The 21293-nt window shown below is 65.1% G+C and carries 33 protein-coding genes; 26 read left to right on the plus strand and 7 right to left on the minus strand.

Features of this window, described 5'->3' with window-relative positions; genetic code table 11:
- The 5 genes from NV401_RS16290 to NV401_RS16310 form a co-directional block, all read left to right on the plus strand.
- Nucleotides 1–751, plus strand: a 751-nt coding sequence (locus NV401_RS16290; RefSeq protein ID WP_261295506.1) for a gp53-like domain-containing protein, incomplete at its 5' end; no start/stop codon positions are given.
- A 1-nt stretch (nt 752) separates the two neighbouring features.
- A complete protein-coding gene (locus tag NV401_RS16295; RefSeq protein WP_261295507.1) occupies nt 753–1271 on the plus strand; it encodes a hypothetical protein in 519 nt (172 codons plus the stop codon).
- The gene (locus tag NV401_RS16300; protein ID WP_261295508.1) at nt 1268–3058 is read left to right on the plus strand and encodes a hypothetical protein; all 1791 of its coding nucleotides are present in this window, start codon (nt 1268–1270) and stop codon (nt 3056–3058) included. Before NV401_RS16295 ends, NV401_RS16300 begins: the two co-directional genes overlap by 4 nt.
- Entirely contained in the window at nt 3055–3858 is an 804-nt protein-coding gene (locus NV401_RS16305; RefSeq protein WP_261295509.1) for a hypothetical protein, read from the plus strand. The genes NV401_RS16300 and NV401_RS16305 overlap by 4 nt, the downstream gene beginning before the upstream one ends.
- Before the next feature lie 9 nt (nt 3859–3867).
- Nucleotides 3868–4146 carry a hypothetical protein gene (locus NV401_RS16310; RefSeq protein ID WP_261295510.1) on the plus strand — a complete coding sequence of 93 codons (279 nt, stop codon included), beginning with the start codon at nt 3868–3870 and terminating at the stop codon, nt 4144–4146.
- A gap of 6 nt (nt 4147–4152) precedes the next feature.
- Here NV401_RS16310 and NV401_RS16315 read toward each other — a convergent pair whose 3' ends face one another.
- Entirely contained in the window at nt 4153–4305 is a 153-nt protein-coding gene (locus tag NV401_RS16315; RefSeq protein WP_261295511.1) for a hypothetical protein, read from the minus strand.
- A gap of 217 nt (nt 4306–4522) precedes the next feature.
- Here NV401_RS16315 and NV401_RS16320 point away from each other — a divergent pair, with 217 nt between their 5' ends.
- From NV401_RS16320 to NV401_RS16360, 9 genes are read left to right on the plus strand one after another with little or no spacing between them, the layout of a single operon-like run.
- Entirely contained in the window at nt 4523–5077 is a 555-nt protein-coding gene (locus NV401_RS16320) for a phage baseplate assembly protein V (RefSeq protein WP_261295512.1), read from the plus strand.
- Nucleotides 5074–5442, plus strand: a complete 369-nt coding sequence (locus NV401_RS16325) for a GPW/gp25 family protein (RefSeq protein ID WP_261295513.1) — start codon at nt 5074–5076, stop codon at nt 5440–5442. The genes NV401_RS16320 and NV401_RS16325 overlap by 4 nt, the downstream gene beginning before the upstream one ends.
- A gap of 11 nt (nt 5443–5453) precedes the next feature.
- On the plus strand, nt 5454–6641 hold the full coding sequence (locus NV401_RS16330; protein WP_261295514.1) for a phage tail sheath subtilisin-like domain-containing protein: 1188 nt from the start codon (nt 5454–5456) through the stop codon (nt 6639–6641).
- A 39-nt stretch (nt 6642–6680) separates the two neighbouring features.
- Nucleotides 6681–7190 carry a phage major tail tube protein gene (locus NV401_RS16335; protein ID WP_261295515.1) on the plus strand — a complete coding sequence of 170 codons (510 nt, stop codon included), beginning with the start codon at nt 6681–6683 and terminating at the stop codon, nt 7188–7190.
- Nucleotides 7191–7243: 53 nt separating this feature from the next.
- Nucleotides 7244–7564: a phage tail assembly protein gene (locus tag NV401_RS16340; protein ID WP_261295516.1), complete on the plus strand. Its 321-nt coding sequence runs from the start codon at nt 7244–7246 to the stop codon at nt 7562–7564.
- A gap of 8 nt (nt 7565–7572) precedes the next feature.
- A complete protein-coding gene (locus tag NV401_RS16345; protein WP_261295517.1) occupies nt 7573–7689 on the plus strand; it encodes a GpE family phage tail protein in 117 nt (38 codons plus the stop codon).
- Between the two features lie 4 nt (nt 7690–7693).
- Complete coding sequence (locus tag NV401_RS16350) at nt 7694–10501, plus strand: phage tail tape measure protein (protein WP_261295518.1); 2808 nt, start codon at nt 7694–7696, stop codon at nt 10499–10501.
- 2 nt (nt 10502–10503) lie between these two features.
- On the plus strand, nt 10504–10896 hold the full coding sequence (locus NV401_RS16355; protein WP_261295519.1) for a phage tail protein: 393 nt from the start codon (nt 10504–10506) through the stop codon (nt 10894–10896).
- A complete protein-coding gene (locus NV401_RS16360) occupies nt 10893–11930 on the plus strand; it encodes a contractile injection system protein, VgrG/Pvc8 family (RefSeq protein ID WP_261295520.1) in 1038 nt (345 codons plus the stop codon). The genes NV401_RS16355 and NV401_RS16360 overlap by 4 nt, the downstream gene beginning before the upstream one ends.
- A gap of 568 nt (nt 11931–12498) precedes the next feature.
- On the opposite strand, the gene NV401_RS16365 is transcribed toward NV401_RS16360, so the two are convergent.
- A complete protein-coding gene (locus tag NV401_RS16365) occupies nt 12499–12861 on the minus strand; it encodes a hypothetical protein (protein ID WP_261295521.1) in 363 nt (120 codons plus the stop codon).
- 97 nt (nt 12862–12958) lie between these two features.
- Nucleotides 12959–13588, minus strand: a complete 630-nt coding sequence (locus tag NV401_RS16370; RefSeq protein WP_261295522.1) for an SOS response-associated peptidase family protein — start codon at nt 13586–13588, stop codon at nt 12959–12961.
- A 43-nt stretch (nt 13589–13631) separates the two neighbouring features.
- Between NV401_RS16370 and NV401_RS16375 the strand changes: the two genes are divergently transcribed.
- Nucleotides 13632–13904 carry an HIRAN domain-containing protein gene (locus tag NV401_RS16375; RefSeq protein ID WP_261295523.1) on the plus strand — a complete coding sequence of 91 codons (273 nt, stop codon included), beginning with the start codon at nt 13632–13634 and terminating at the stop codon, nt 13902–13904.
- Nucleotides 13905–14080: 176 nt separating this feature from the next.
- On the opposite strand, the gene NV401_RS16380 is transcribed toward NV401_RS16375, so the two are convergent.
- Nucleotides 14081–14443 (minus strand): hypothetical protein, encoded by a 363-nt coding sequence (locus NV401_RS16380; protein WP_261295524.1) that lies wholly within the window; start codon nt 14441–14443, stop codon nt 14081–14083.
- Between the two features lie 358 nt (nt 14444–14801).
- On the opposite strand from NV401_RS16380, the gene NV401_RS16385 reads away from it, so the two are divergent.
- Nucleotides 14802–15026: a hypothetical protein gene (locus NV401_RS16385; protein WP_261295525.1), complete on the plus strand. Its 225-nt coding sequence runs from the start codon at nt 14802–14804 to the stop codon at nt 15024–15026.
- 26 nt (nt 15027–15052) lie between these two features.
- Here NV401_RS16385 and NV401_RS16390 read toward each other — a convergent pair whose 3' ends face one another.
- Both NV401_RS16390 and NV401_RS16395 read right to left on the minus strand, forming a co-directional pair.
- A complete protein-coding gene (locus NV401_RS16390) occupies nt 15053–16000 on the minus strand; it encodes a sensor domain-containing diguanylate cyclase (protein WP_261295526.1) in 948 nt (315 codons plus the stop codon).
- 96 nt (nt 16001–16096) lie between these two features.
- Nucleotides 16097–16753 carry an XRE family transcriptional regulator gene (locus NV401_RS16395; RefSeq protein ID WP_261295527.1) on the minus strand — a complete coding sequence of 219 codons (657 nt, stop codon included), beginning with the start codon at nt 16751–16753 and terminating at the stop codon, nt 16097–16099.
- 84 nt (nt 16754–16837) lie between these two features.
- Between NV401_RS16395 and NV401_RS16400 the strand changes: the two genes are divergently transcribed.
- The 10 genes from NV401_RS16400 to NV401_RS16445 all read left to right on the plus strand — a co-directional run bounded on the left by NV401_RS16400 (nt 16838) and on the right by NV401_RS16445 (nt 19942).
- Nucleotides 16838–17158, plus strand: coding sequence for a transcriptional regulator (locus NV401_RS16400; protein WP_261295528.1), 321 nt, complete (start codon nt 16838–16840; stop codon nt 17156–17158).
- A complete protein-coding gene (locus tag NV401_RS16405; RefSeq protein WP_261295529.1) occupies nt 17155–17649 on the plus strand; it encodes a hypothetical protein in 495 nt (164 codons plus the stop codon). The genes NV401_RS16400 and NV401_RS16405 overlap by 4 nt, the downstream gene beginning before the upstream one ends.
- Entirely contained in the window at nt 17646–17963 is a 318-nt protein-coding gene (locus NV401_RS16410) for an ogr/Delta-like zinc finger family protein (protein WP_261295530.1), read from the plus strand. The genes NV401_RS16405 and NV401_RS16410 overlap by 4 nt, the downstream gene beginning before the upstream one ends.
- 101 nt (nt 17964–18064) lie before the next feature.
- Entirely contained in the window at nt 18065–18499 is a 435-nt protein-coding gene (locus NV401_RS16415) for a hypothetical protein (protein ID WP_261295531.1), read from the plus strand.
- Complete coding sequence (locus tag NV401_RS16420; RefSeq protein WP_261295532.1) at nt 18496–18654, plus strand: hypothetical protein; 159 nt, start codon at nt 18496–18498, stop codon at nt 18652–18654. Before NV401_RS16415 ends, NV401_RS16420 begins: the two co-directional genes overlap by 4 nt.
- A complete protein-coding gene (locus NV401_RS16425; protein WP_261295533.1) occupies nt 18654–18908 on the plus strand; it encodes a hypothetical protein in 255 nt (84 codons plus the stop codon). The genes NV401_RS16420 and NV401_RS16425 overlap by 1 nt, the downstream gene beginning before the upstream one ends.
- Complete coding sequence (locus NV401_RS16430; RefSeq protein WP_261295534.1) at nt 18905–19231, plus strand: hypothetical protein; 327 nt, start codon at nt 18905–18907, stop codon at nt 19229–19231. The genes NV401_RS16425 and NV401_RS16430 overlap by 4 nt, the downstream gene beginning before the upstream one ends.
- A complete protein-coding gene (locus NV401_RS16435) occupies nt 19231–19524 on the plus strand; it encodes a helix-turn-helix transcriptional regulator (protein ID WP_261295535.1) in 294 nt (97 codons plus the stop codon). Before NV401_RS16430 ends, NV401_RS16435 begins: the two co-directional genes overlap by 1 nt.
- On the plus strand, nt 19521–19703 hold the full coding sequence (locus tag NV401_RS16440) for a hypothetical protein (RefSeq protein ID WP_261295536.1): 183 nt from the start codon (nt 19521–19523) through the stop codon (nt 19701–19703). The genes NV401_RS16435 and NV401_RS16440 overlap by 4 nt, the downstream gene beginning before the upstream one ends.
- Nucleotides 19703–19942, plus strand: coding sequence for a DUF2312 domain-containing protein (locus NV401_RS16445; protein WP_261295537.1), 240 nt, complete (start codon nt 19703–19705; stop codon nt 19940–19942). Before NV401_RS16440 ends, NV401_RS16445 begins: the two co-directional genes overlap by 1 nt.
- Before the next feature lie 316 nt (nt 19943–20258).
- On the opposite strand, the gene yghU is transcribed toward NV401_RS16445, so the two are convergent.
- A complete protein-coding gene (gene yghU, locus NV401_RS16450) occupies nt 20259–21137 on the minus strand; it encodes a glutathione-dependent disulfide-bond oxidoreductase (RefSeq protein ID WP_261295538.1) in 879 nt (292 codons plus the stop codon).
- Nucleotides 21138–21293 lie beyond the last annotated feature (156 nt).

A 21293-nucleotide genomic window follows, 5' to 3' on the forward strand; every position in this document is an offset into this window, starting at 1 on the left:
GCCGGCGACGACGCTGGCCAACTGGCTCGAGATCTCCACGCCGGCCCCCGTCTCAAGCGTCAACAATAAGGTCGGTACGATCGTGCTGGTTCCGGCCGATATCGGCGCCGCGCCCGCCACGCGCCTGATCAGCACGTCCGGCCTGGTCACCGGCGGCGGGAGCCTCGGCGCTGACCGCACGCTCGACGTGCCCGCGGCCAGCCGCGCCGAGGCGGAAGCCGGCCTGCTCGCCAGCAAGGCTCTGACCCCCGATTCGATCGCTGGAATTATCCAGTGGTTCCAGACGCTGGTGCCGCCCGCGCGGTCCATCACCGGCGCCGGCCTCGCACGCGGCGGCGGAAGCCTCGCGACCGATCGTGTCATCGAGGTGCTGGCGGCCAGCGTTGCCGAGATCGCTGCGGGTATCGTCACCGACAAGGCCGTAACCCCGGCCGGGCTCGCCGGCCTGCCGCAGAGCCTGACGCCCAACGGCTATATCATGTTGCCCGGCGGCTTCCTGATCCAGTGGCTGCAGGTGCGTCAGATCTTCACGTCCGAGACGACGATCACGGTCAGCTATCCGATCGCCTTCCAGTCGGTCGTGCTGCCGATCGTCGCCATGGGCTATATCGAGAACGCCTCGGGCGTGCGCGATCTGTGGCCGCAGCGCGTCGGCGGCGGCTCCCTCACCAGCCAGCTGATCCAGCTGCAGTCCGACGATGCGCGCGACACGCGCATCGAGGGTTTCGATCTCATCGTGATGGGCAAGTGACATGATCCGCACGCCGCTGCGCTACGCCGCCTCCACCAACGCCTTCTACGACGTTCGCGTTCACGGCGAGGCGATCCCGACCGACGCCGTGCCGATCTCAGCCGCGCGCCACGCCGAGCTGCTCGCTGCGCAGGGCGCGCGCCGCATCGTCGCCGGCGCCAGCGGGAAGCCGGCCCAGACACCGGCGCCCAGGGTGACCCGCGCCGATCTGCTCGCGCGCGCCGTCGCCGCGGTGAAGCGCGAGGCTGCGCGCCGGATCCTCGCGATCGCCAGTCTCGAGCGCCAGGCCAACGACAACGCCGTAATGGCGTCGCTCGCGCTGCAGCTCGTCACCGGTACCGAGGACGGCCCGGACATCACCGCTGATGCCGTCACTGCGCAGGGGCGGCGCGCGGCGATCGACGCGGTCCGGGTCGCCAGCAACAAGATCGAGGCGGCGATCGCCACCTGGGCGATGGCTGCCCTCAGCAAATTCGACGCCGGCGCCGACCCGCGCTGGCCATTGGAGACAGCCGCGTGAGCAAGATCGCAAACCTGCCCGAAGTCGCGGCACCGGACGGTACCGAGACCGTCGTTATTCTGAAGGATGGCGTCGCCAAGCGCGCGACCTTCGCCAGCATCGCCACGAAGATCAGCGAAACCATCATCGCGCCGCTGGTTGCGGCCGCCCAGGGCGCGCGTGATCAGGCGCAGGGGGCGTTCAACGCAATCAATTTCTACAAAGCGCGAACCTATACCCGGCGCGCGACGATGCGCTTCGTATCGCCATCGGGCAAGCTGTGGGCCGAATTCTCGCCGACCGTCCTCAATCACTACGTGATCAACCTCATGCGCGCGCAGATCGCCTCGTTGGTGGGTGTCTCGCTGCGGATGCTGCTGCCGCTCGGCCGCACCAATCTCGCGCGGTTCCGCTCGCCGACCGGCCGCATCGCCATGCGGGTGACCGAGCGCCGCGTGCACCATCCCGATCTCGATCGCACGCGCGCGGCAGCCCTGCGCCTGGTGCAGGAAGCGAACCTGGCCGCACTAAAGGCGCGACGCGGTGCCTATGGCTACGTCACGGCCGCCTGGGGGGCGATCTGGGCAATCTTCCAGCCCAGCCAGTCCAACGGCACCGGCACGCCCGGTGCGCAGATGTCGACCAACCCCGGCCCGCACGTGCTGATGAACAACGGCGGCATGCTGTCGCGAAAGGACCAGGACGGCACCGGCACCTTTCGCACGTCGCTGGTGACCGCACTCGACAAGGGGGAGACCGGGCTCGTCGCGATGGTGCGCGCCTATGAAGAGCAGCAGCGGATGTTCGGCGTCGAACCGTTGACGACCGGCCGGGAATGGCTGCTCGACGCCTGGGGCACCGGATCGACGTCGATCGCCGACAATACCGTGTCCCCGCTTTACGATAACTTCACGACCGATCTGAACGCCGATCTGCCGCTGCTGGCGGCGCGCAACCGGCCGGCCAGCTTCCCGTTCGCGCCGATCGTCTTTGGCGAGGAAGATAACAAATTCGCGACTTCGGAGCCGACCTATTTCGCCCGCTCGGTGGCGCTGCTCGACAAGATGCAGGCGACGATCGAGGCCGCATACCCGCGCCAGACAGAGAAGATGCTCTTCTTCGTGCCGCAAGTCAGCAGCCATCGCGCCGGCGGCGTGTCGGGCGTCAGTTCCTACTATCGAACGATCCCGAACGTCGCTTACGCGCAGGTGCGCCTCTGCAGGGAGGAACGCCGCCATATCTGGGCCGGTACCACCCACCAGATGCGTTACCAGGACGTCGTGCACCGCGATAACGAGGGCGTGATGTGGGCCGGCGCCTATGCCGGATTGTCCGCCTGGCGCCTGTTCGAAAAGGACATTCGCACCCTGCCCCTGCAGCCGCTCGAGGTGCGCACCTGGCCCGGCGTCGGCAACACCATGCTCAGCCTGCTTACGTTCGACGTCGAGGACGGCGGCCAGCTGCTGTTCGGCGTTGGCGCAGGCAAGGGCAACACCCCGCTGCAGGTCAATTACGGCGTCCAGAGCTGGTACATCGCCGACGACAGCCAGGTGATGAATGGCGCCGATCGCGCGATCGTCGACGTCAGCATCGCCGGGCGCAACAAGATCCTCGTGCGTCATTCGATGACGTTCGATCCGGCCGCGATGTATTTCACCTTCGGCCGCGACAACAGCCAGGGCGGCGACATCGGCATCTGCAACATCCGCGACAATCGCGACATCATGTTCGGCCGCGACACCTTCCGCCTTCCCCTTTTCGATCACGTGGCGATCTGCCGCACCAAATCAGGAGCAGTAGCACTATGACCGTCGCCGGCACCGTCGACTTCATCGTTCCCGAGTTCGCCGGCGCCGCGCCGCTGGGCTACGTTCGGGACATGCCGTTCTTTGCGAACGATACCGCCTGGGCAGCGCATAGCCCGCAGACCGCGCGCTATGCCGATCAGGTTGCCTATAACGGATTGAGCGACCTCTATTATAACGGCCGTGGGCTGACCGAAGTGATCGGCGACGCTGCGGCCGGGCGCAAGTCCGACCATTTCCTTGGCTGCTTCAACAGCTATCAGCGCACGACCTACACCGCCGACCAGCTGGCCGCGGCCGGCACGCCCAACGAATACACCGTGATGTGGGTCGGCCTCGCGCCCTTCACCGGCGGCACGGTCGTGACATCGATCGGCAGCAAGGAAGCGCAGGTCGGCAATGGCCGGCGAGTGCTGGTCGAATCGTCGTCGAGCTTCAACGCTTTCACCAAGCTATATTACGACGGCGGCGTGGTGACGGGCGGCCCGGGCGGGCCTGCCCCGGGCACGTGGCGTGACACGCAAGAACTGTGCATCGGCGTCGCGGTCGATATCGCAGGCGCGTCCATCCTGCTGGCGTTCGCCGGCCAGGTCTATTCCAGCCGGCTCAACTTTCCGGCCGGGTCGGTGCCGGTGATCGGCGGACCGCAGATGGCGTTCGGCTATTCGAACGTGAACACGCCGATCCTCACCAGGTCGCGGCTCGAGATCCTCGATACCAAGGCGCGCAGCGTCGAGGAGATGACCGCTATGTATTTCGACCAGCTGCGCCCCGAGGCCGCGGCTGACGGCTCCAACGTCTGAGGAATGGACATGAAAATAACCGCTGTAATCCTGCGCGGATCGACGCCGGGCTCCGTCGAGGAACTGCCGGTGGCCGAAGCATTCGAGCGCTTCAGCGCCGGGCTGCAGGATCCCGCGACGTTCGTCGATGTTGCCGGCGTTCGCGTCGAGGGCGTGCTCGAGCCTCGCGCCGGCCGCTTCTCGCTGCGCCGCCACGACGAATTCTACACGGTGTTAGCCTTGCCCGAGCCTCGCGCGCTTATGGTCGATGACGGGACAGGCACGCTCGTGCGCATCATGCCGGCCTAAGCTCGTCTAGTAGCCCGACCGTAGGGTAAAAACCGCCGCGCCCGCGATCAGCACGATGACGATGATCAGCAGGACATGGTAACGCGTGAACTTCTGCGCCGGCGCCTTCTGCCGCCCCTTCCCGGAGCGTTGCGCGAGTTCGAATCGGATGTGGTCCATCCTCCACCCTTACGAGCCTGCTATGTGGTTGATAGCGTAGAACCTTACAAAAACTGGCTGTGGCGCGATGCGCGGACGCGCTCTGGTAGAAACGATTTCTACCAACAGCTGCCGCTTCCGCAAGGTGCGAGAGCGGCCGCAGCTCCTTTCTTGTAGAGAGCTTCTCTACAAGAGCACCTGCACGACGGATCGTAGTTATCGCAGCCATGGTGCGCGGATGGCCGATCCTGCTGACATTCAACGCCTCATCGGCGATCTTGCGCGCGAAGGCACCGTCGTGTCTGTCGACCATGAGGCAGGCACCTGCCGCGTCCGTTTCGCCGACGATCTCACCACCGGCGATATTCCCTGGCTTTGCGCGCGCGCCGGCGCGACACGCACCTGGTCGCCCCCCTCGGCAGGCGAACAGGTGGCCGTGCTGTGTCCCGAAGGCGATACCGCGCGCGGGATCCTGATCGGCAGCCTCAGCTCGGATGCCAATCCGCATGCGGCCAACGATACCTCCACGCTGAGCGAATTCAGCGATGGCGCGCGTATCGGCTACGATCCCGCCGTACATGTGCTGACCGCAATCCTGCCCGCCGGCGCGATAGCGCGCGTCGAGGCGTCGGGCGGCATCGTCTTGAAGGGCCCCGTCGAGATCGATGGCACCCTGACGGTCCGCGATACGATCGACGCCGATGGCGAGATCACCGGTAAGGGTGTGAAGCTTTCGATGCACAAGCACGGTCTGGTCAAGGCCGGCACCGACCAGTCGGGCGTCCCGGCATGATCGGCATGGATCGCGATACCGGTGCGCCGCTCGCTGGCGTCGATCACCTTCGCCAGTCGATCGGCGACATCCTGGGGACGCCGCTCGGCACCCGCATCGGCCGGCGTGAGTATGGCAGCGAGCTTCCCGAGCTGATGGATCAGCCGATGAACGATCTCGGCCGTATCCGCGTGTTCGCAGCCACCGCGCTCGCCATCATGCGGCAGGAGCGCCGCGCGCGCATCTCGCGCATCGCGCTCGCCGCCGGCGACACGCCCGGCGCCTTCGACATTCGCATCGTCGGCCGTCGTACCGATGTCGCCGGGGCGATCGCGGCGCTCGATCTCTCCATCCCCGTCCGCGCCAAATCGGCGCTCGCCGCCTGAAAGGATCGTCCATGAGTTTTCTCCACGGCATTCGCGTCACCGAGACGTCGGCCATCGGCAATGCCATCTCGATCGTCGCCACGGCCTGTATCGGCCTGGTCGTGACGGCGCCGGCCGCCAGCGCCGATGTGTTCCCGCTCAACACGCCGGTCCTGATCGGCGCGCCCAGCTCGGCGATGACGATCGCCAACGCGATCGCCGCAGCCGGCGCGACCGGCACGCTGAAGGGCGCGCTGCAGGCGATCGCTGATCAGGTCCGCACGCCCGTCGTCATCGTCCGCGTCGCGCCCGGCGCGGATAGTGCAGCGACCGACATCGCCGTCATCGGTTCCGACGTCGCAGGCGTGAAGACCGGCATGCAGGCGCTGCTCGCGGCCGAGGCACAGGTGAAATACCGCCCCCGCATCATCGGCGCCCCCGGCCTTGATACCAAGAACGTGGCGACCGCGCTGGCCGTCGTCGCCAAGCGCCTGCGCGGCATGGCCTATGCCGCGGCGAACGGCGTCGATCGCGCGGCTGTCATTCTCTATCGCGGGAACTTCACCCAGCGTGAGTTGATGCTGATCTATCCGGACTTCACCGCGCCGCTCGGCGCCGACGGCGCGGATGTGCCCAGCTTCGCCGTCGCGCGCGCGCTCGGCCTGCGCGCCAGGATCGATCAGACGCAGGGATTCCACAAAACCCTGTCCAACGTGCCCGTCGCCGGCGTCGATGGGCTAACGAAGGACGTCCAGTTCGATCTGCAGGACGAGGATGCCGACGCCAACGTGCTGAACGCCGCCGGCATCACCACGATCGTGCGTATCAACGGCGAGCTGCGCTTCTGGGGCAACCGCACCTGCGCTGCGCCCGACAGCGACTTCACCTTCGAGAGCGCCACCCGAACCGCCCAGGTGCTGGCCGATTCAATCGTCGGCGGCATGCTCTGGGCGATCGACAAGCCGCTGTTGCCCAGCCTGGCGCGCGATATCGAGGAGCAAATCAACGAGGCGTTCCGCAAGCTCACGCGCGGCGGCTTCATCCTTGGCGCGGAAGCGGCGTTCGATCCGGCCAAGAACCCGGCCGAGCAGCTCAAGGCCGGCAAGCTGACGATCAGCTATCGCTACACGCCCGTGCCGCCGCTCGAATGTCTGGGGCTCGAGCAACAGATCACCGACGAATATCTCGCCGATTTCAACCAGCTCGTCGCCACGGCCTGAGCCGGCACCACATCCTTTCAAACGTTACGGAGAATCGCGATGGGCCTGCCCCGCAAACTGAAAGACCTTCGCCTGTTCAACGATGGCGCCCGCTATCTCGGCGAGGTCGGCAGCGTTACCCTGCCCAAGCTGACCCGCAAGTTCGAGGAGTGGCGCGGCGGCGGCATGGATTCGGCGGTGAAGGTCGACATGGGCGGAGAGGCCATGGAAATGGAATGGACGCTGGGCGGGCCGATGCTCGATGTCCTGACCCAGTTCGGCGATACCGATATCGCCGGCGTCCAGCTGCGCTTCGTTGGCGCCTGGCAGATGGATGACGACAGCGACGTCGATCGCGTCGAGATCGTCATCCGCGGCCGCCACGAGGAGATCGACATGGGCGAGGCAAAGCCCGGCGAGGGCGGCGAGTTCAAGGTCAAGACCGCGCTCGCCTACTACAAGCTCACCTGGAACGGCGTGGCCGTGATCGAGGCAGATCCGCTGGGCGGCGTGCTGATCGTCGGCGGTGTCGATCGCCGCGCCGCGATCCGAAACGCGCTCGATTACTGATGGTCTGCCCCTCTGGCGACCGGCTTCCCCCCCGTTCACGAAAGACCCGACCGATGACCGACAAGGCCACCCTCAGCAGCTCGACCAGCCTGCGCACCGTCACGCTCGATGTTCCCCTTCAGATCGGTGACCAGACGATCGACGCCGTCCAGGTCCGCAAGCCAGCCTCCGGCGAGTTGCGTGGCCTCACCATGATGGCGCTGTCGCAGCTCGATTATGCCGCGCTTGAAACGCTGCTCCCGCGTATCACCATACCGATGCTGAGCAAGCAGGATATCGCCAGGCTCGATCCCGCCGACTTCATGCAGCTGGGCGGCGAGGTCATGGATTTTTTGCTGCCGCAAGCAGCGAAGGCGGCATCCCCCACGACGTAGAAGAGGCGATGGCGGATATCGCCCTCGTCTTTCATTGGTCGCCCCAGGTCATGGACGCGATGTCGCTCGGCGAATTGACCGAATGGCGCACCAAAGCGGCCAAGCGCTACAACCCGGAAAGATAACCGCGTGGCCGATCGCAATCTCCGTATCCGTATGCTGCTCGAGGCGGCTGACAAGGTCACCCGCCCGTTGCGCGATATGGCGCAAGGATCCTCGCGCCTGGCGCAGAGCCTGCGGGCCACCCGTGATCGCCTGAAGGATATCCAGCGCGCTCAATCCGATATCGGCGGGTTTCGCGAGCTGAAGGCCGGTGTCCGGCTCACCGAACAGGCCATGCAGGCGGCACAGACCCGCGTTGGTGCGCTGGCACGCGAGATCCAGCAAACCGAAAATCCCACCCGCGCCATGACGCGCGAATTCGAACGTGCCAGGCGCGAGGCGCAGCAGCTGTCCCGGCAGCACGACGCGGAATCGCGCGAGCTGCAGACGCTGCGCGATCGGCTTCGCGCCGCCGGCGTCTCCACCGGCGATCTCGCGCGTCACGAACGCGAACTGCGTGACCGCGCTGCGGACACCAATCGAGAGCTGGAAGAGCAGACACGCCGCGTCGATCAGGTGTCCGATCGCCAGCGCCGCTTCGGCGCCGCGCGTGATCGCTTCGCGCGCGGGCAGGGGATGGCCACCGGCATGGCGGCAGGCGGTGCCGCCTCGCTAGCCACCGGTGCAGCCCTGGCGCGGCCGATTATCGGCGGCGTGGAGCAGGCGCAGCAATTCCAGTCCGGCATGACCGACATCGCCCAGAAGGCGAATCTCACGCGTGCGCAGGCCGAGAAGATGGGCGCAAGCTTGCTCGTCGCCGCGCGCGCCGCCAACCAGATGCCGGCCGATCTGCAGAAGGGTGTGGATACCCTGTCGGGCTTCGGGCTCGACCCGCGACAGGCCGTCGAGATGATGAAGCCGATCGGCCGCGGCGCAACCGCCTACAAGGCCGAGATCGACGATCTGTCGGCCGCGGCCTTCGCCGCCAACGACAATCTCAAGGTGCCGGTCGCGCAGACCGCGCGCGTCATCGATATCATGGCCGAGGCGGGCAAGGCCGGCGCGTTCGAGATCAAGGATATGGCCGGCGCCTTCCCGGCGCTGACCGCCGGCTATCAGGCATTGGGGCAGACCGGCACCGGCGCCGTTGCGGATCTCGCCGCCGCGCTGCAGATCGCACGAAAGGGCGCCGGCGATTCAGCGACGGCCGCCAACAACGTCGCCAACATCATTCAGAAGATCGCTTCGCCGGCGACGATCAAGGCGTTCGCCAGGTTCGGGATCGACCTGCCAAGTGCGCTGAAAAAGGCATATGCCGAGGGCAAGACACCGCTGGAGGCGATCGCCGAACTGACCAGGAAGGCGACCGGCGGGGATCTCGGCAAGATCGGTTTCCTGTTCGAGGATGCTCAGGTCCATCAGGGCCTGCGGCCGATCATCCAGAACCTTGAGGAATATCGCGCGATCCGCGCCAAGGCGGCAGCAGCCAACGGGACGACCGACGCCGACTTCGCCGAGCGCATGAAGGACTCCGCCGAGGAGACCAGGGCGCTCAAGGTCAATGCCGAGGCGCTGGGCATTTCGCTCAGCGCCACGCTTCTGCCCACGGTCAATGCCATAGCGCGCCGTGCAGGTGCATTCGCCAATCGGCTGAGCGCCTGGTCACAGCGTCATCCCGCACTCACCCGCGCAATCGTGCTTACCGCCGCCGGCCTGTCGGCGCTCTTCATCGCGCTCGGTATCGGTGCGATCGCGCTCGCCGGTATCGTCGGGCCGATGTATCTGTTCGCGGCCGCCTCGACCTATACGGGCATCGCGCTGCTTCCGATCATCGGCATCGCCGCTGCGGTGGTTGCCGGCATCGTCCTGCTCGCCGGCGCAGCCTATCTGATCTACCGCAACTGGGGCGCGCTTTCGGGGTTCTTCTCGGGCCTGTGGGGCGCCATCCAGTCGCGCTTCGCCGCCGCGGCCGATGCCGTTACCGGCGTCTTTCGCGGCATTTGGGCTGGAGTGAAGTCGCTCTTTTCCATGAGTCTCGGCGATGTGCTGAACAACATCGTCTATTTCCATGCCTATGCGCTGGGTGCGCTGTTCCGGTTTGGCGGCACGGTTGCGGGGTGGCTGACCGGTACGTTGCCCGGCCTGCTGGCGTCCGGTTGGTCGGCCGCCTGGAGCATGTTCACCGGCGCGATCTCCGCGTCTTGGTCGTGGCTCACCACGCGCCTTCCCGTGATGCTCGCCAACGGCTGGAACGTCGCGTGGAACGCCTTCAAGTCGGCGATGCGCGCCGCGTTCGTTACCCTGCCGACGATGTTCGCGGATTTCGGCGTGATGATCATCACCGGGCTTTGGAATGGCCTCAAGAGCGCACCCGGTCGGCTATTCAACGCGGGGGTGCAGCTGGCCAATTCGCTGGCCGGCGGCTTCAGGGCCGGCGCCAAGATCAGGTCGCCGAGCCGTGTGTTCATGGCCCTGGGCGGCCATATCATCGGGGGCCTCAACAGCGGGCTGGATCGGGACAGCGACGGCGCCGTGAACCGCATCTCGCGCCTGACGCGCGACATGGCCGCCGCCGCCGCGCTCCCGGTGTTCGGCGCCGGTGGCCTGCTCTCCCCGAACGTCGCCGCGGCCGGGGCGTTCGCCGCGCGCGGCAGCGGGATCAGCATCGCGGCTGACGGACCTGCTGGCCTGCCGGACGGCGCAAGCGCGCGCGGCGCCGCAGCGGGATCCGCGCCGGCGTCCGTCCAGTATATCACCATCAAGATCTATGGCGCGGCCGGGCAGAATCCGGGCGACATCGGTAAGGCGGTGCGGGACGCGTTGGAGGATGCCCGGCGCGAACAGGCGGCCAACAATCGCTCGAACTTCGCCGACCGGCCCGATTGGGAAGACTGATCATGCTGCTCGCCATCGGCCTCTTCCCCTTCGCGATCGCGACGATCGTGCATGACGATTTGCAGCGCCGCGCCTCCTGGACGCACGCGACCTCGCCGCGCATCGGCGCGCGCGATGCTACGCAGTTCGTTGGCGTTGGCCCCGAGACGCTGTCGATCCGCGGCACCGCTTATGCCGAACTGAGCGACGGCCGCGCCTCGCTCGACGAGCTGCGCGCAATGGCTGACACCGGCAACGCATGGTCGGTCGTGGACGGGGCAGGGCAGGTCTACGGCGCGTTCGTGATCCAGGGCATCGATGAGGGTCTGAAGGAGCTCGGCCCCGATGGTCGCCCGCGCAAGATCGATTTCAATATCGATCTCCTGCGCGTCGATGACGAGGCGGAAGGGGCATGATCGCCAACATCCCCGATTTCCGCGTCACGCTCGATGGTGCGGATCTCACCGGCACGCTGCGCCAGCAAGTCGCGACGGTCGGTGGCAAGATCCGCTCGCGGCTTATCTCGCTATCCATTTCCGAAAAGCGCGGTGAGGCGGCCGACCAGCTCGATATCGTCCTGGACGACAGCGACGGCCGCCTGGCGCTCCCCAAAACGGGCGCGATCCTCCAGGTGCTGCTCGGCTGGAAACAGGGCAGCGACGTGCAGGTCGGCTTGGTGGACAAGGGCAGCTTCAAGGTCGACGAGGTCGCGCACGCCGGCCCGCCCGATCAGATTACCATCCGCGCGCGTTCGGCCGATTTCACCAGCGAACTCAAGACCAGGCGGGAGAAGAGCTGGCACGGCACCACGCTTGGCGCAATCGGCGGCGAGATCGCGAACCACCATGGCCTGAAGCCCAGCTGCGCGGCGGCGCTGTCGTCGATCGCCGTATCCGCGAAGGCGCAGAGCCGGGAAAGCGATCTCGCCTTCCTGCGCCGTCTCGGTCGCGAGCATGATGCCGTCGCCACGATCAAGCGCGGCCGGCTGATCCTTTCGCCGATTGGCGCGGCTGTCACGCCATCCGGCCGCCCGTTGCCGACCGTGCACATCCGCCGGCGCGATGGCGACACGCACAATTTCGGTCGCCAGAAGCGAGATGACGTGCCCGGCGTCTCTGCCACCTGGCATGATCGCAAGGGCGGCAAGCGCGAGACGGTCACCGCTGGCAATGTCGATGGGGCGAAGAAGCTCGCTCGCGTCTACGGCAGCAAGGAAGATGCCGCCGCCGCCGCGGCCGCGTCGCAAAGGCGCGCCAGCCGGGAGCCGGTAACGCTGGATCTTAGCCTCGCGCTCGGCCGGCCCGATATGTCGCCCGAACAAAAAGCAACGGTGATCGGCTATAAGGCAGAGATAGACGCCGTCGCATGGATCGTGGGCGAAGTGTCCCATATCCTCGGCGATCGCGGATACGTCACGAAGCTGAAGCTGGAAGCCGCTAGCAAGCAATAATCACCTGCTGATGCTCACCGGGACTTGATCGGAAGGCCCAGTATATGAGCGCGGGTTCGGATTGCTGATTGCGTGCGCTCTAGCTTCGATGCCATTTCTGAGACTGCCGCACCGCCGCTCGCCAACTGGCGCAGGAGCGTAAGATCTTTGGCGCTCCACGCCTTGCTGGTCCGCACCCTCATCGCAAGCGGTCGGCTAGTAGAAGCATGCCCAATATCTGAGAGTTTTGGCGCGCCAAGACGGGGCCTAATTCGACTCGCCTGGGAAATGGAACCGCACCAGGAGGTGCATCATACGATCGAGGCGCACTGCTTCGCAGGCGTCTTCGTCGGACGCGCCCAGCTCGCGCATCCGCCGCTTCGCTTCTGCCGGCCAATTGGTTCCATAGTCGTTTAGGAACTCCATTGCCTTATCCCAGGCAGCTCGATCTTCCGACATTAGAATTCTCAAGCCAGTGCACGCATACATCGCGTCCAAGTTGATTCGAATATCAAGTGGTTGGTCGGCCGTCCCTAAATTGGGTTAGCCACTCGGCGCGGTCATTTGTTAGCCTCTGCGATCTATAATCCTATCGCCGCGCTCGACGACGCGCGGGAAAATACGCGGGCGCCGCCGCATCGATCGGCCGCGGCAGCGGCATTGGCAGGACGTTGCCGCCGGGCCCGTCGTCATCCGGTTCGGGCGGGGGCGGCTTGGGGGGATCGTACAGGCGCACGATCGCGCCGCGATGGCCGCAGCCGCCGCCTTCGATGTCCTGCCCCCGGCACCGCAGCTTGGCGCCGATGTCCCGCAGGAAGGTGCCCGCATGAAAGCGGCGCATCAGCATGCGCGGGGCGATGATGCGCTGCCGCTGGCAGCCCTCGCAGATGAGGATGACGAGCAGCCCGAAGCGCTGCACATCGCCGAGGGATTCGACACGCTTGTACGACATGGAAATTAGAACACATAGGGAACACGCGCCGCGCAAGCATCAAATTTTGGCGCCGCGCCCTTGCGATGTTGGAAATGCGCGGCGCCGCGCGATTCGTCTATTTCCCGCGCGTCGGAAAAACCGGGCCGCGCACCGTCATCCGATCGGCGGGGTATGGCTTTTGCAGATCGACGACGTCGGCATAGCTGCCGGTCAGCCAGCGTTCGTGATCATCGGGATGGAGGATCGTGATCATCGCTTTGGAGTGGATCGGCGCCACTAGCTCGTTGGCGTCGCACGTCGCCATCGCAAAGCCCTGTCCCTCCTTCGTGTGCTGCCAGAAGCCGGCGATCGCGAACATCGGCTGGTCGGTCACCTGGAACCACATCTCGCCTTTGATCGCCGGCTTCCCGTCGCCCAGATCGTGCTTCTCCGGCGTCCATTCGCAGAATTCGGTGAGCGGGATCAGGCAGCGTTGCTCCGGCTTCGCCGCCAGCGCCTTCCACTGCGACAGCGCCAGGTTGCGCACGTTCGTCATCGGCCAGGCCGCGGCGCCGCCGAGCACGTCCCACGCCATCACGTCCAGGCCGCGCGCGCCATCCTGCTCGCGGATCACATAGGCCCGGCCCTTGGGCCGCAGCTCCTGCGGATCGAAGCGATTGTCGCGCGGCCGCTCGGTGATCCATCCGGCGCCGAACCGCTCGATGATCGTCTCGGGCTCGCCGAGCCTGCGCGCACGGTTACACATATCGGCATCTCGCTTTCGTATCCGGGCTTACCATATCAGGGCGATGGTAGGTCGCGAACTGACTTTGGCCGTCGTCGGCATAGAATACCCCAATGCAGATCGCGCCAGGAGCAATCGCCGCTTCGAGATCGAGCTATGCGCACCGGGCGATCCGGTCGAGCTGCGCCGCGAGCCGAAAAACGTGCACGATCGGTTTGCCGTGGCCGTCTTTAGCGAACGCGGGATCCAGATGGGGTACCTTTTGCCGAACGCTCGGCGTGGATCGGCGCGAAGCTTGGAGCGGGCGAGGAATGGCAGGCCGAATTCCAGGGGATGATGGGAAGCGCTGCCTATATTCGCGTGCGCTTCGGTGGCGGAGCCCCGTCGCTGCCAGGGTTGGTCCCGCGCGCGCGGCAACCGTCGTCGAATGACGATGACTTCGCGCCTGACCCTGATGGGCCGGACTGGGGCGCATAGCGCCCTCGTTGTCGATCAACGGGGAATGCTTTGCTGTCAATCGGCTGAGGTAACCGCGCCTGCTGCCGTCAGCGTTTCACTTAACGTGTTTTCCATGGCTGCAAGCCCCTTGGCTGACAGCGTCAGGAGATCGTTGAGATTGCCTGTGCCGTCGCCGATTAACAGGCCGATCTTTGTCATATGCCGAAGCCATTTCGACATGACCGAGTCGTGGATGCCGTTTCGGCTGCTCACCTCCCCGCCCGTAATCCGGGAGCCCTGAGCATCAGCGACAAAAAGTTCGAGTAGCAGGTCCCAAGCCGGTTCCGAAAACAGGTCTGCCGGCAAATTTCTGGCGCGCGCCCGTCTTATGCGAAGCAGCGCCATCGCAAGCAATGCAAAGTCATCTTGTTGGATCATGGCGGTCACCCTTACGCAAACTGGATCCGGTTAACTATCCCGAACGAGTTGCATAATTAGGATCCTTCGTCGCGCGACTGATGCTGAGGCGATCGAATATAATGCTCGGTCAAATGAACCTGAACGTCAGCCAATTTCGCACCCAGCACGAAATCCTCATTTTCGTCGGCAAAGAGCAAGGCTTTCGCAACTTGCTCGTGTAAGACTCGCGCACGGTCGCGTGAACCGGATTCAACCATTTTCGACCCAATCACTTGTAGGCAGGACTCGTGCCCCCGCTCGTGGCAGCCCAACAACAGCGAATACGTAGCCTTAAAATATAAAAGATATCAAATAATCGTGTTGATGGAGGTTAGTAATGCGAGATCCGCACATTTATAGTGATCCAAGCACCGTGGAGGCCGAAGGTTCGGTCGTCCATCTGCAGGGCCCATCGGATGTCGATATTGCTATGACGCCCGAGGCTGCACTGGAAACAGCGAAACGACTGGGCGACGCTGCAGTAGATGCAATTTTGGATCAGGCGGCGGGAACGCAAACGGACGATATTGGCAGCAACTGCCCCGGCGTCGAGAAGCGTTGATAATCGACCCTGCCTGGCCTCCGACGCTACGCACATGCTGCCAAAACCAGTCCAGTGGACACTTGATTTCGACCGCACCTTTTTGCTTGATATAGCGCGCGATCGGCTGATGCGATGAGTGCGTCGGGCATTAACGCCGTTCCACCTTTTCTCCACAGAACCGTCGCCGCACCGATGCTGACCGTTAGCGATCCATCATCCCTGGGCAGGCGACGATGGGGAAGGCGCAATGCCTCGACGGCCGCGCGCGCTTCTGCAGCGGTTTGGGCGGCGCGCTCAACACCGGCATGCGCCAAGATGATAACCAGTTCCTCACCGCCATAGCGCGCGACAACGTCGTCAGTATCTAAAGGCAGATCCATCAGTGCCGCCGCGATTGCGCGAAGGCAATCGTCGCCCGCCTGGTGGCCGTAATAGTCGTTGAAATCCTTGAAATGATCGACATCTATAAGCAGCAGCGACATCCTGTCCTCAGCCTGTTTTACGGCATCCCAAGCGTTGTCGAGCGCGATATCGAACGCCCGGCGATTGGCTAGTCCTGTGAGCCCATCCTTCATCGCCATCGCTTTCAGCTGGTCTTCGAGCCGCTTGCGATCAGTCACATCGCGGATCACGATGGCACGGTCACCGGGCCGGCCGAGTTCGTGGTCGCCGATCGGCCTGGAAGTGATCTCAGCCCAGACGAACCGGCCGTCGCGGGTTTTTATGCGGACGGTGACGGTAGCACTATTGATCTCGCCCGCTATCAGCCGCGCTGTGGCAGCCGCGATGACGGGCAGGTCGTCGGGCAATACGAAGTCGCTGATGCGGTGGCCCACCGCCTCCGCTACCGACCAGCCAAATAGGCGTTCAACCGAGGGGGAAATGTAGCTGAACACCATATCGTTACCGACCCGCGCGATCACGTCGCCGCAATATTCGTTGAGTAGGCGCAGCTCTTGGAGTTCGCGAGCGAACGGGATGTCTTGAACCATGGCCTGATCGTACGCTTAATGATGCGAACTTGATATTAGCGTCTCGGGCGCCGCCATTTCCGCCCTTCGCCTGTGCGTCCCCGGCCGGCCCAGTCCCTATGTTCGACGCCCGATGAACACGACGCGGCCGACGAGATTGACTTCGTCGGCATGCACCTCTTCGTCCTTCACCCGATCATTGTCGGACTGGATAACGACGATCGAGCCGCGAAGGCGCAGGCGCTTGATCATGCCGATATCGCCCACCGTCAGCGCCCAGATCGCGTCAGCTTCATCGAGTTTGCGGCGCGATCGGTCGATGATGACCATGTCGCGATCGCGGATCGTGGGGTCCATTGAATCGCCTTTGCCGCGCGCTAGCGTCAGCAGCGTTGGCGGCGAGCTGGTGATCGACTCGATCCACAGCCGCGGGAAGTGGTGGACCTGGAGCTCGACGTGATCACCGGTGAAGGTGCCGCCCATCCCATAATCTTGGTCGATTTCGGTTATAGCGACTAGGTCGAGATGCTCCGCAATGTCGCGCTCGGTCGGCGCCGGCACCGCGCCTTCGTTGGGATCTTCAGTTTCGCCGGCCAAATAAGCTGGCGACGTACCGAGAACCTTCGCGATCGTGGCTATATGCGTAGACCCACGGGACTGGCCCGTGATGAGCTTGTGTACGGTTTGCTGGCTGATCCCTACCCGGCGGCCAAGTTCCGATTGCGACAATCCTGCCGCCTGAAGGCGTTCCGCCAGTCGCACGCCGTTAATCATGGCACAACGCTACAACCATCGCTGTAGATGGAAATGGGCGAATATGTGTTGACGGTACTACAACTATATGTGTAGGCCTCAAATATGAGCAGGATCACACCATTCGAATCGCTAAAAAGCGCAGTTGATCAGGTAGGATCACAGTCGGCTTTCGCGCGGCTATGTGGCGTCTCACAGACGGCAGTTTGGAAATGGTTGCAAAGCGGAAAGCGCCTCCCGGCAGAACATGTTCTCACGGTCGAGCGGGAATCCGGCGTCTCGCGTCATCTCCTTCGCCCTGACATCTACCCTGCGGATCCCTCGTCGGTCTCTCTCCCTGCTGACGGCACAGCCGGATCCGTAGCAGCCTGTGCCCCGGTCGGCGATTTCGATCGGGGCACCATTTTGAAGCGGGCAGCGCAGTGACACTCGTTCGCCCTCCCAACACCTGGGCGCAGGCGGCGACCAAGGTTTCCGACATGATCGGCTGGCCGACGTTTGCCGGTATCGTGCGACGCGGTGAGCGGGCGGTTCAATATTGGGGCCAGCCCAACTGCAAGACCGTGCCGACCATCGAACAGGCACTGCTGCTCGATGCCGCTTATCGCGCCGCCGGGGGCTCAGACGCCCCATTCTTGGATACCTTCGCCGCCTTGCTCGACGTGCAGGTCAAACGCGATGCTGCCTGCCTTAGCGAACTGGCCAACGATAGCGCGGCGTTCGTCCGCGAAGCTGGCGATCTCGGCGCAGCGCTCTTTCTTGCCACCCGGCCCGGTGCCTCCCCGCGCGATCACAATCGCGCGCTGGTCGAAGCGCAGCAGGTCGAGACGGCGCTCGGCGCGATCATGCGGCGCCTGCCAAGCTTCCTCCAGTTCGGCGCGGGGTCGCTCTCGGGGAATATCGGGGGCACCCAATGACGAAGAAGACACTTACCAGACTGCCTGCCATCGCTTGCCCGCACTGCGAGGCGAAATCGATCGTCCGCGATAGCATCGAGATTACGCCGATGGTGCGCGAGTTGCGGCTCAGCTGCACCAACGAGGATTGTGGCCACACCTTCGTGGCGCAGTTCAGCGTGATCCGCACGATCCGCCCGAGCGCCATGCCGAAGGAGGGCATCCGCCTCCCTTTCGGGGCCTGGTTCCGGAAATCGGCCAATGATGATCATCCCGAACCGGCAAATGACGATCACGGCCTCGCCGCCGCGATCGCCTCGACCATGATCATCTGATCCCCGCGCAGCCCCCGCTGCGCGCCGCTCCCCGCTGACCACTCCATCCGGAAAGCCTCCGCTTCCGGGAACGCCACCCCTTTGTCTGAAAGGAATGCCCGATGCTCCAGTTCGCATTGCCCGTCGATCGCCGCCAGGCCGCGCCGCCCGCGCTGCCGCCCGTCACGCCCGCCGCCTATCTCCGGCTGCGCCGCAAGGCGGCGGGCCTGTCGGTCGCCGCCGCGGCGCGCCGGATAGTCGGAGAGCGCGGCTTCGATGCCGCCTCCCGGCTGATCCGCCTGCTCGAAACCGAGGGCGTGACGGCGCGGCACCGCGACATGATCAGCGGCCTCGCCGACGCTTTCCCGCTCGATGCCGATATCTACATGCAGCTGTGCGGCGCGCCGGCGCACCAGCAGCCCCGCATCTGCCGCGGCTGCGGTTGCAGCGAATGGGATCCGTGCGTCTCCGCGGACGGCGCGCATCGCTGCGGCTGGGCCGGCCCCCCGGCCTGCACCCGCTGCGCTGAGGCCCCTGGCGCGCAGGTGCGCCAGTGATCGGCGCCGCCCAGCCCATCGGGCACAACGTCGCCGAGCGCCGCATGCGCCGCCGCCGCATTGCCAAGGTCGTCCTGGCGGTCGCCTTCGCGATCGTGTGGGTGCCGATCGCGATCGTGATGATGGTCGCGGGCACGTCGGATCGGCTCCGCTGATGGCCGCGCAGCACATCCTGTACGGGATCAGCATCGGCCTGTTCGTCTGCGCCGCAGCGATCTCGATCGGCGTCATCACCGCGACGGTCGCCCCACAATGGCGCCGCATTGCCGAGCTGCTGAGCGGCCAGGCCGAGCCGCTGCCGCACGCCGCCAGCATTCCCGTCCGTGCCGCGGTCTTGTCGAGACGCTCTCTACAAGGTTGCGCGCTGGCCGCGCGTCGCCGCCGCCCTGCACCAATGGAGGCGTCATGATGTTCGCACCGCAAGCCGCCGCCACACCTGAAACCGGCATTCCGGCGACCGTGGCAAACCGTGCCGGTAAACCGGCACGGCGCGGCCTTCCCGTCGAAATCCGCAGGATGATGGGGCTGGAAACCGCCGCCGACATGCTGGGCGGGCAGGGGGCTCTGGCTGACGCTTTGGGCATCACCGTGCGCGGCCTTCGCGCAAAGGTGTCAGCTGATCGCGGCATCTCCACCGCGGATCTTCTCGCCGCCGCCATGGCGCTGGACGCGCAGGCGATCAGGATCCTCGATCACGCCCGCAAGCTGCGCGCAGAGGCGGGGGCAGCATGATGCCGCACCAAGTCGCGCCATTGCCGTCAGTGGGCAAGCATAAGACGCTTTCGACCGCGAAGCGCGCGGGTCGCGCGACGGACGCGGGCAGCTTCCTTCGCATCGACGACGTGATCGCATCGACAGGGCTGAGCCGGGCGACGATCTACAGGCTGCTCGCCGCGGGCGACTTCCCCGCCAAGATCGCGCTCACGATCCGTTGTGTCGGATGGTGGGAAGCGGACGTCACTGCATGGCTTGAAAGCCGCCTCGGCCGCCCATCTTCCGAACCCGGCGAAGGGCAAGCCGCATGACGACGCCTCAAACCGAGAGCCGCCGGTTCCGTGAGCGCGAAGCCGGCCGGGCATCTGCTCGCGCCTGGCGGGCGAAGAACAAGCCGGTCTTCGACGCCATCTACGGCGCCGAAGCCTGCACGCTCTGCGGCAAGCCGCACAGCGTGGGCGCCAGCCAAACCAACGAAGGGAACGCCTGATGTCCGACGTCATCGGCGCCGAGCAGCTGCGCCTGCTCATCGAACGGATCGAGCGCCTCGAGGAAGAGAAGCGCGGGATCTCCGACGACATCAAGGATGTCTACGCGGAGAGCAAATCCAACGGCTACGACACGAAGACGATGCGAGCGATCGTCCGCCTCCGCCGCATGGAGAAGCACCACCGCGACGAAGCAGACGCGCTGCTCGAGACCTACAAAGCCGCGCTGGGGCTGTCGTGACGCGCAAGCCGGCTGCCGCGCGCCTACGCCAGACCTTCGCCAAGCACCGCTCAGACACCCCCTACGCGCCGGCGAATGCCGCTCGCGTTTGGATCGCCAAATTGCGCCGAAATGAGAAGCTCAAAGGAGCAGCGAGGCGGCGAACACAAAAAACAACGGGGGTATCCCCGGGGGTATTCCAGAATTCTACTATCTGCAAAATCGTTTGTTTCAGGGAGCTTACCAATGATTACGCCGCAGCAGCCCTGTCCACCACTACTCAAATCGATGACCTCCAAAGCCGCCCCGCAAGGGGCGGTTTTGGCGTGCGTGTCGTTCAGCCTGGATCGGCCTGTGCCTTGTCCTGCGTCTTGGTCAGGAAATCGCCGGCGTCGTGGCGCTCGCGCAGCTGTTCGGCAGGCGGGCCGGTGACGCGATTGACCATGCGGCCGCGCTGGACCGCCGGGCGCGCCCCGACTGCCTCGGTCCAGCGCTGCACGTGCTTATATTCCTGCACCTGCAGGAACTCCCCCGCATCATAGGCAAGCCCCTTGGCGAGCGTGCCGTACCACGGCCAGATCGCGATATCCGCGATCGTATAGCTGTCGCCGGCGATATAGGCGCTGTCGGCGAGGCGCCGGTCGAGCACGTCGAGCTGGCGCTTCACCTCCATCGCGAAACGGTCGATGGCATATTCGATCTTGGTCGGCGCATAGGCGTAGAAATGCCCGAATCCGCCGCCGAGATAGGGGGCGCTGCCCATCTGCCAGAACAGCCAGGACAGGGTTTCCGCGCGCGCGGCCGGCTCGGTCGGCAACAATGCGCCGAACTTCTCGGCCAAATACAGCAGGATCGCGCCCGATTCGAATACGCGGACCGGCGCCGGGCCGCTGCGATCGAGCAATGCGGGAATCTTGGAATTGGGATTGATGTCGACAAAGTCGCTGCCGAACTGATCGCCCTCGTTGATGCGGATCAGCCAGGCGTCATAGTCGGCGCCCGCATGGCCGAGTTCGAGCAGCTCCTCGAGCATGATCGTGACCTTGACGCCGTTCGGCGTGCCGAGCGAATAGAGCTGCAACGGATGGCGCCCGACCGGCAGTTCCTTGTCGTGCGTCGCGCCGGCGATCGGCCGGTTGATGCTGGCGAACGCGCCGCCATTCTGCTTGTCCCAGGTCCAGATTTTGGGCGGCACATAGGCTGTCGGCTCGGTCATGACGGCTCCCGGATAATGATCGGCGCAGCTTGTCGCGCACGCCGGCGGATCTTGCCGGAAAGCAATTGTTTGCGCCAGCAAAGGGTGGGCGCGGCCAGGCGCCGATCTGAGCCATTTCCATCGCCGCGTGCCGCTGATAAAGCGACGCCCTAGGAG

The organism is Sphingomonas hylomeconis, from assembly GCF_025370105.1.
GTDB lineage: Bacteria > Pseudomonadota > Alphaproteobacteria > Sphingomonadales > Sphingomonadaceae > Sphingomonas > Sphingomonas hylomeconis.

Excerpts from the sequence above, each read along its gene's own strand:
- NV401_RS16375 (WP_261295523.1), top strand. The coding sequence starts at position 13,632 with ATGGTAGGTCGCGAACTGACTTTGGCCGTCGTCGGCATAGAATACCCC.
- NV401_RS16355 (WP_261295519.1), top strand. The coding sequence starts at position 10,504 with ATGCTGCTCGCCATCGGCCTCTTCCCCTTCGCGATCGCGACGATCGTG.
- NV401_RS16330 (WP_261295514.1), top strand. The coding sequence starts at position 5,454 with ATGAGTTTTCTCCACGGCATTCGCGTCACCGAGACGTCGGCCATCGGC.
- NV401_RS16430 (WP_261295534.1), top strand. The coding sequence starts at position 18,905 with ATGATGTTCGCACCGCAAGCCGCCGCCACACCTGAAACCGGCATTCCG.
- NV401_RS16360 (WP_261295520.1), top strand. The coding sequence starts at position 10,893 with ATGATCGCCAACATCCCCGATTTCCGCGTCACGCTCGATGGTGCGGAT.
- NV401_RS16445 (WP_261295537.1), top strand. The coding sequence starts at position 19,703 with ATGTCCGACGTCATCGGCGCCGAGCAGCTGCGCCTGCTCATCGAACGG.
- NV401_RS16365 (WP_261295521.1), bottom strand. The coding sequence starts at position 12,861 with ATGTCGTACAAGCGTGTCGAATCCCTCGGCGATGTGCAGCGCTTCGGG.
- NV401_RS16425 (WP_261295533.1), top strand. The coding sequence starts at position 18,654 with ATGGCCGCGCAGCACATCCTGTACGGGATCAGCATCGGCCTGTTCGTC.
- NV401_RS16435 (WP_261295535.1), top strand. The coding sequence starts at position 19,231 with ATGCCGCACCAAGTCGCGCCATTGCCGTCAGTGGGCAAGCATAAGACG.
- NV401_RS16320 (WP_261295512.1), top strand. The coding sequence starts at position 4,523 with ATGGCCGATCCTGCTGACATTCAACGCCTCATCGGCGATCTTGCGCGC.
- yghU (WP_261295538.1), bottom strand. The coding sequence starts at position 21,137 with ATGACCGAGCCGACAGCCTATGTGCCGCCCAAAATCTGGACCTGGGAC.
- NV401_RS16325 (WP_261295513.1), top strand. The coding sequence starts at position 5,074 with ATGATCGGCATGGATCGCGATACCGGTGCGCCGCTCGCTGGCGTCGAT.
- NV401_RS16310 (WP_261295510.1), top strand. The coding sequence starts at position 3,868 with ATGAAAATAACCGCTGTAATCCTGCGCGGATCGACGCCGGGCTCCGTC.
- NV401_RS16340 (WP_261295516.1), top strand. The coding sequence starts at position 7,244 with ATGACCGACAAGGCCACCCTCAGCAGCTCGACCAGCCTGCGCACCGTC.
- NV401_RS16315 (WP_261295511.1), bottom strand. The coding sequence starts at position 4,305 with ATGGACCACATCCGATTCGAACTCGCGCAACGCTCCGGGAAGGGGCGG.
- NV401_RS16370 (WP_261295522.1), bottom strand. The coding sequence starts at position 13,588 with ATGTGTAACCGTGCGCGCAGGCTCGGCGAGCCCGAGACGATCATCGAG.
- NV401_RS16395 (WP_261295527.1), bottom strand. The coding sequence starts at position 16,753 with ATGATTAACGGCGTGCGACTGGCGGAACGCCTTCAGGCGGCAGGATTG.
- NV401_RS16410 (WP_261295530.1), top strand. The coding sequence starts at position 17,646 with ATGACGAAGAAGACACTTACCAGACTGCCTGCCATCGCTTGCCCGCAC.
- NV401_RS16380 (WP_261295524.1), bottom strand. The coding sequence starts at position 14,443 with ATGATCCAACAAGATGACTTTGCATTGCTTGCGATGGCGCTGCTTCGC.
- NV401_RS16345 (WP_261295517.1), top strand. The coding sequence starts at position 7,573 with ATGGCGGATATCGCCCTCGTCTTTCATTGGTCGCCCCAGGTCATGGAC.
- NV401_RS16390 (WP_261295526.1), bottom strand. The coding sequence starts at position 16,000 with ATGGTTCAAGACATCCCGTTCGCTCGCGAACTCCAAGAGCTGCGCCTA.
- NV401_RS16305 (WP_261295509.1), top strand. The coding sequence starts at position 3,055 with ATGACCGTCGCCGGCACCGTCGACTTCATCGTTCCCGAGTTCGCCGGC.
- NV401_RS16415 (WP_261295531.1), top strand. The coding sequence starts at position 18,065 with ATGCTCCAGTTCGCATTGCCCGTCGATCGCCGCCAGGCCGCGCCGCCC.
- NV401_RS16440 (WP_261295536.1), top strand. The coding sequence starts at position 19,521 with ATGACGACGCCTCAAACCGAGAGCCGCCGGTTCCGTGAGCGCGAAGCC.
- NV401_RS16385 (WP_261295525.1), top strand. The coding sequence starts at position 14,802 with ATGCGAGATCCGCACATTTATAGTGATCCAAGCACCGTGGAGGCCGAA.
- NV401_RS16295 (WP_261295507.1), top strand. The coding sequence starts at position 753 with ATGATCCGCACGCCGCTGCGCTACGCCGCCTCCACCAACGCCTTCTAC.
- NV401_RS16335 (WP_261295515.1), top strand. The coding sequence starts at position 6,681 with ATGGGCCTGCCCCGCAAACTGAAAGACCTTCGCCTGTTCAACGATGGC.
- NV401_RS16400 (WP_261295528.1), top strand. The coding sequence starts at position 16,838 with ATGAGCAGGATCACACCATTCGAATCGCTAAAAAGCGCAGTTGATCAG.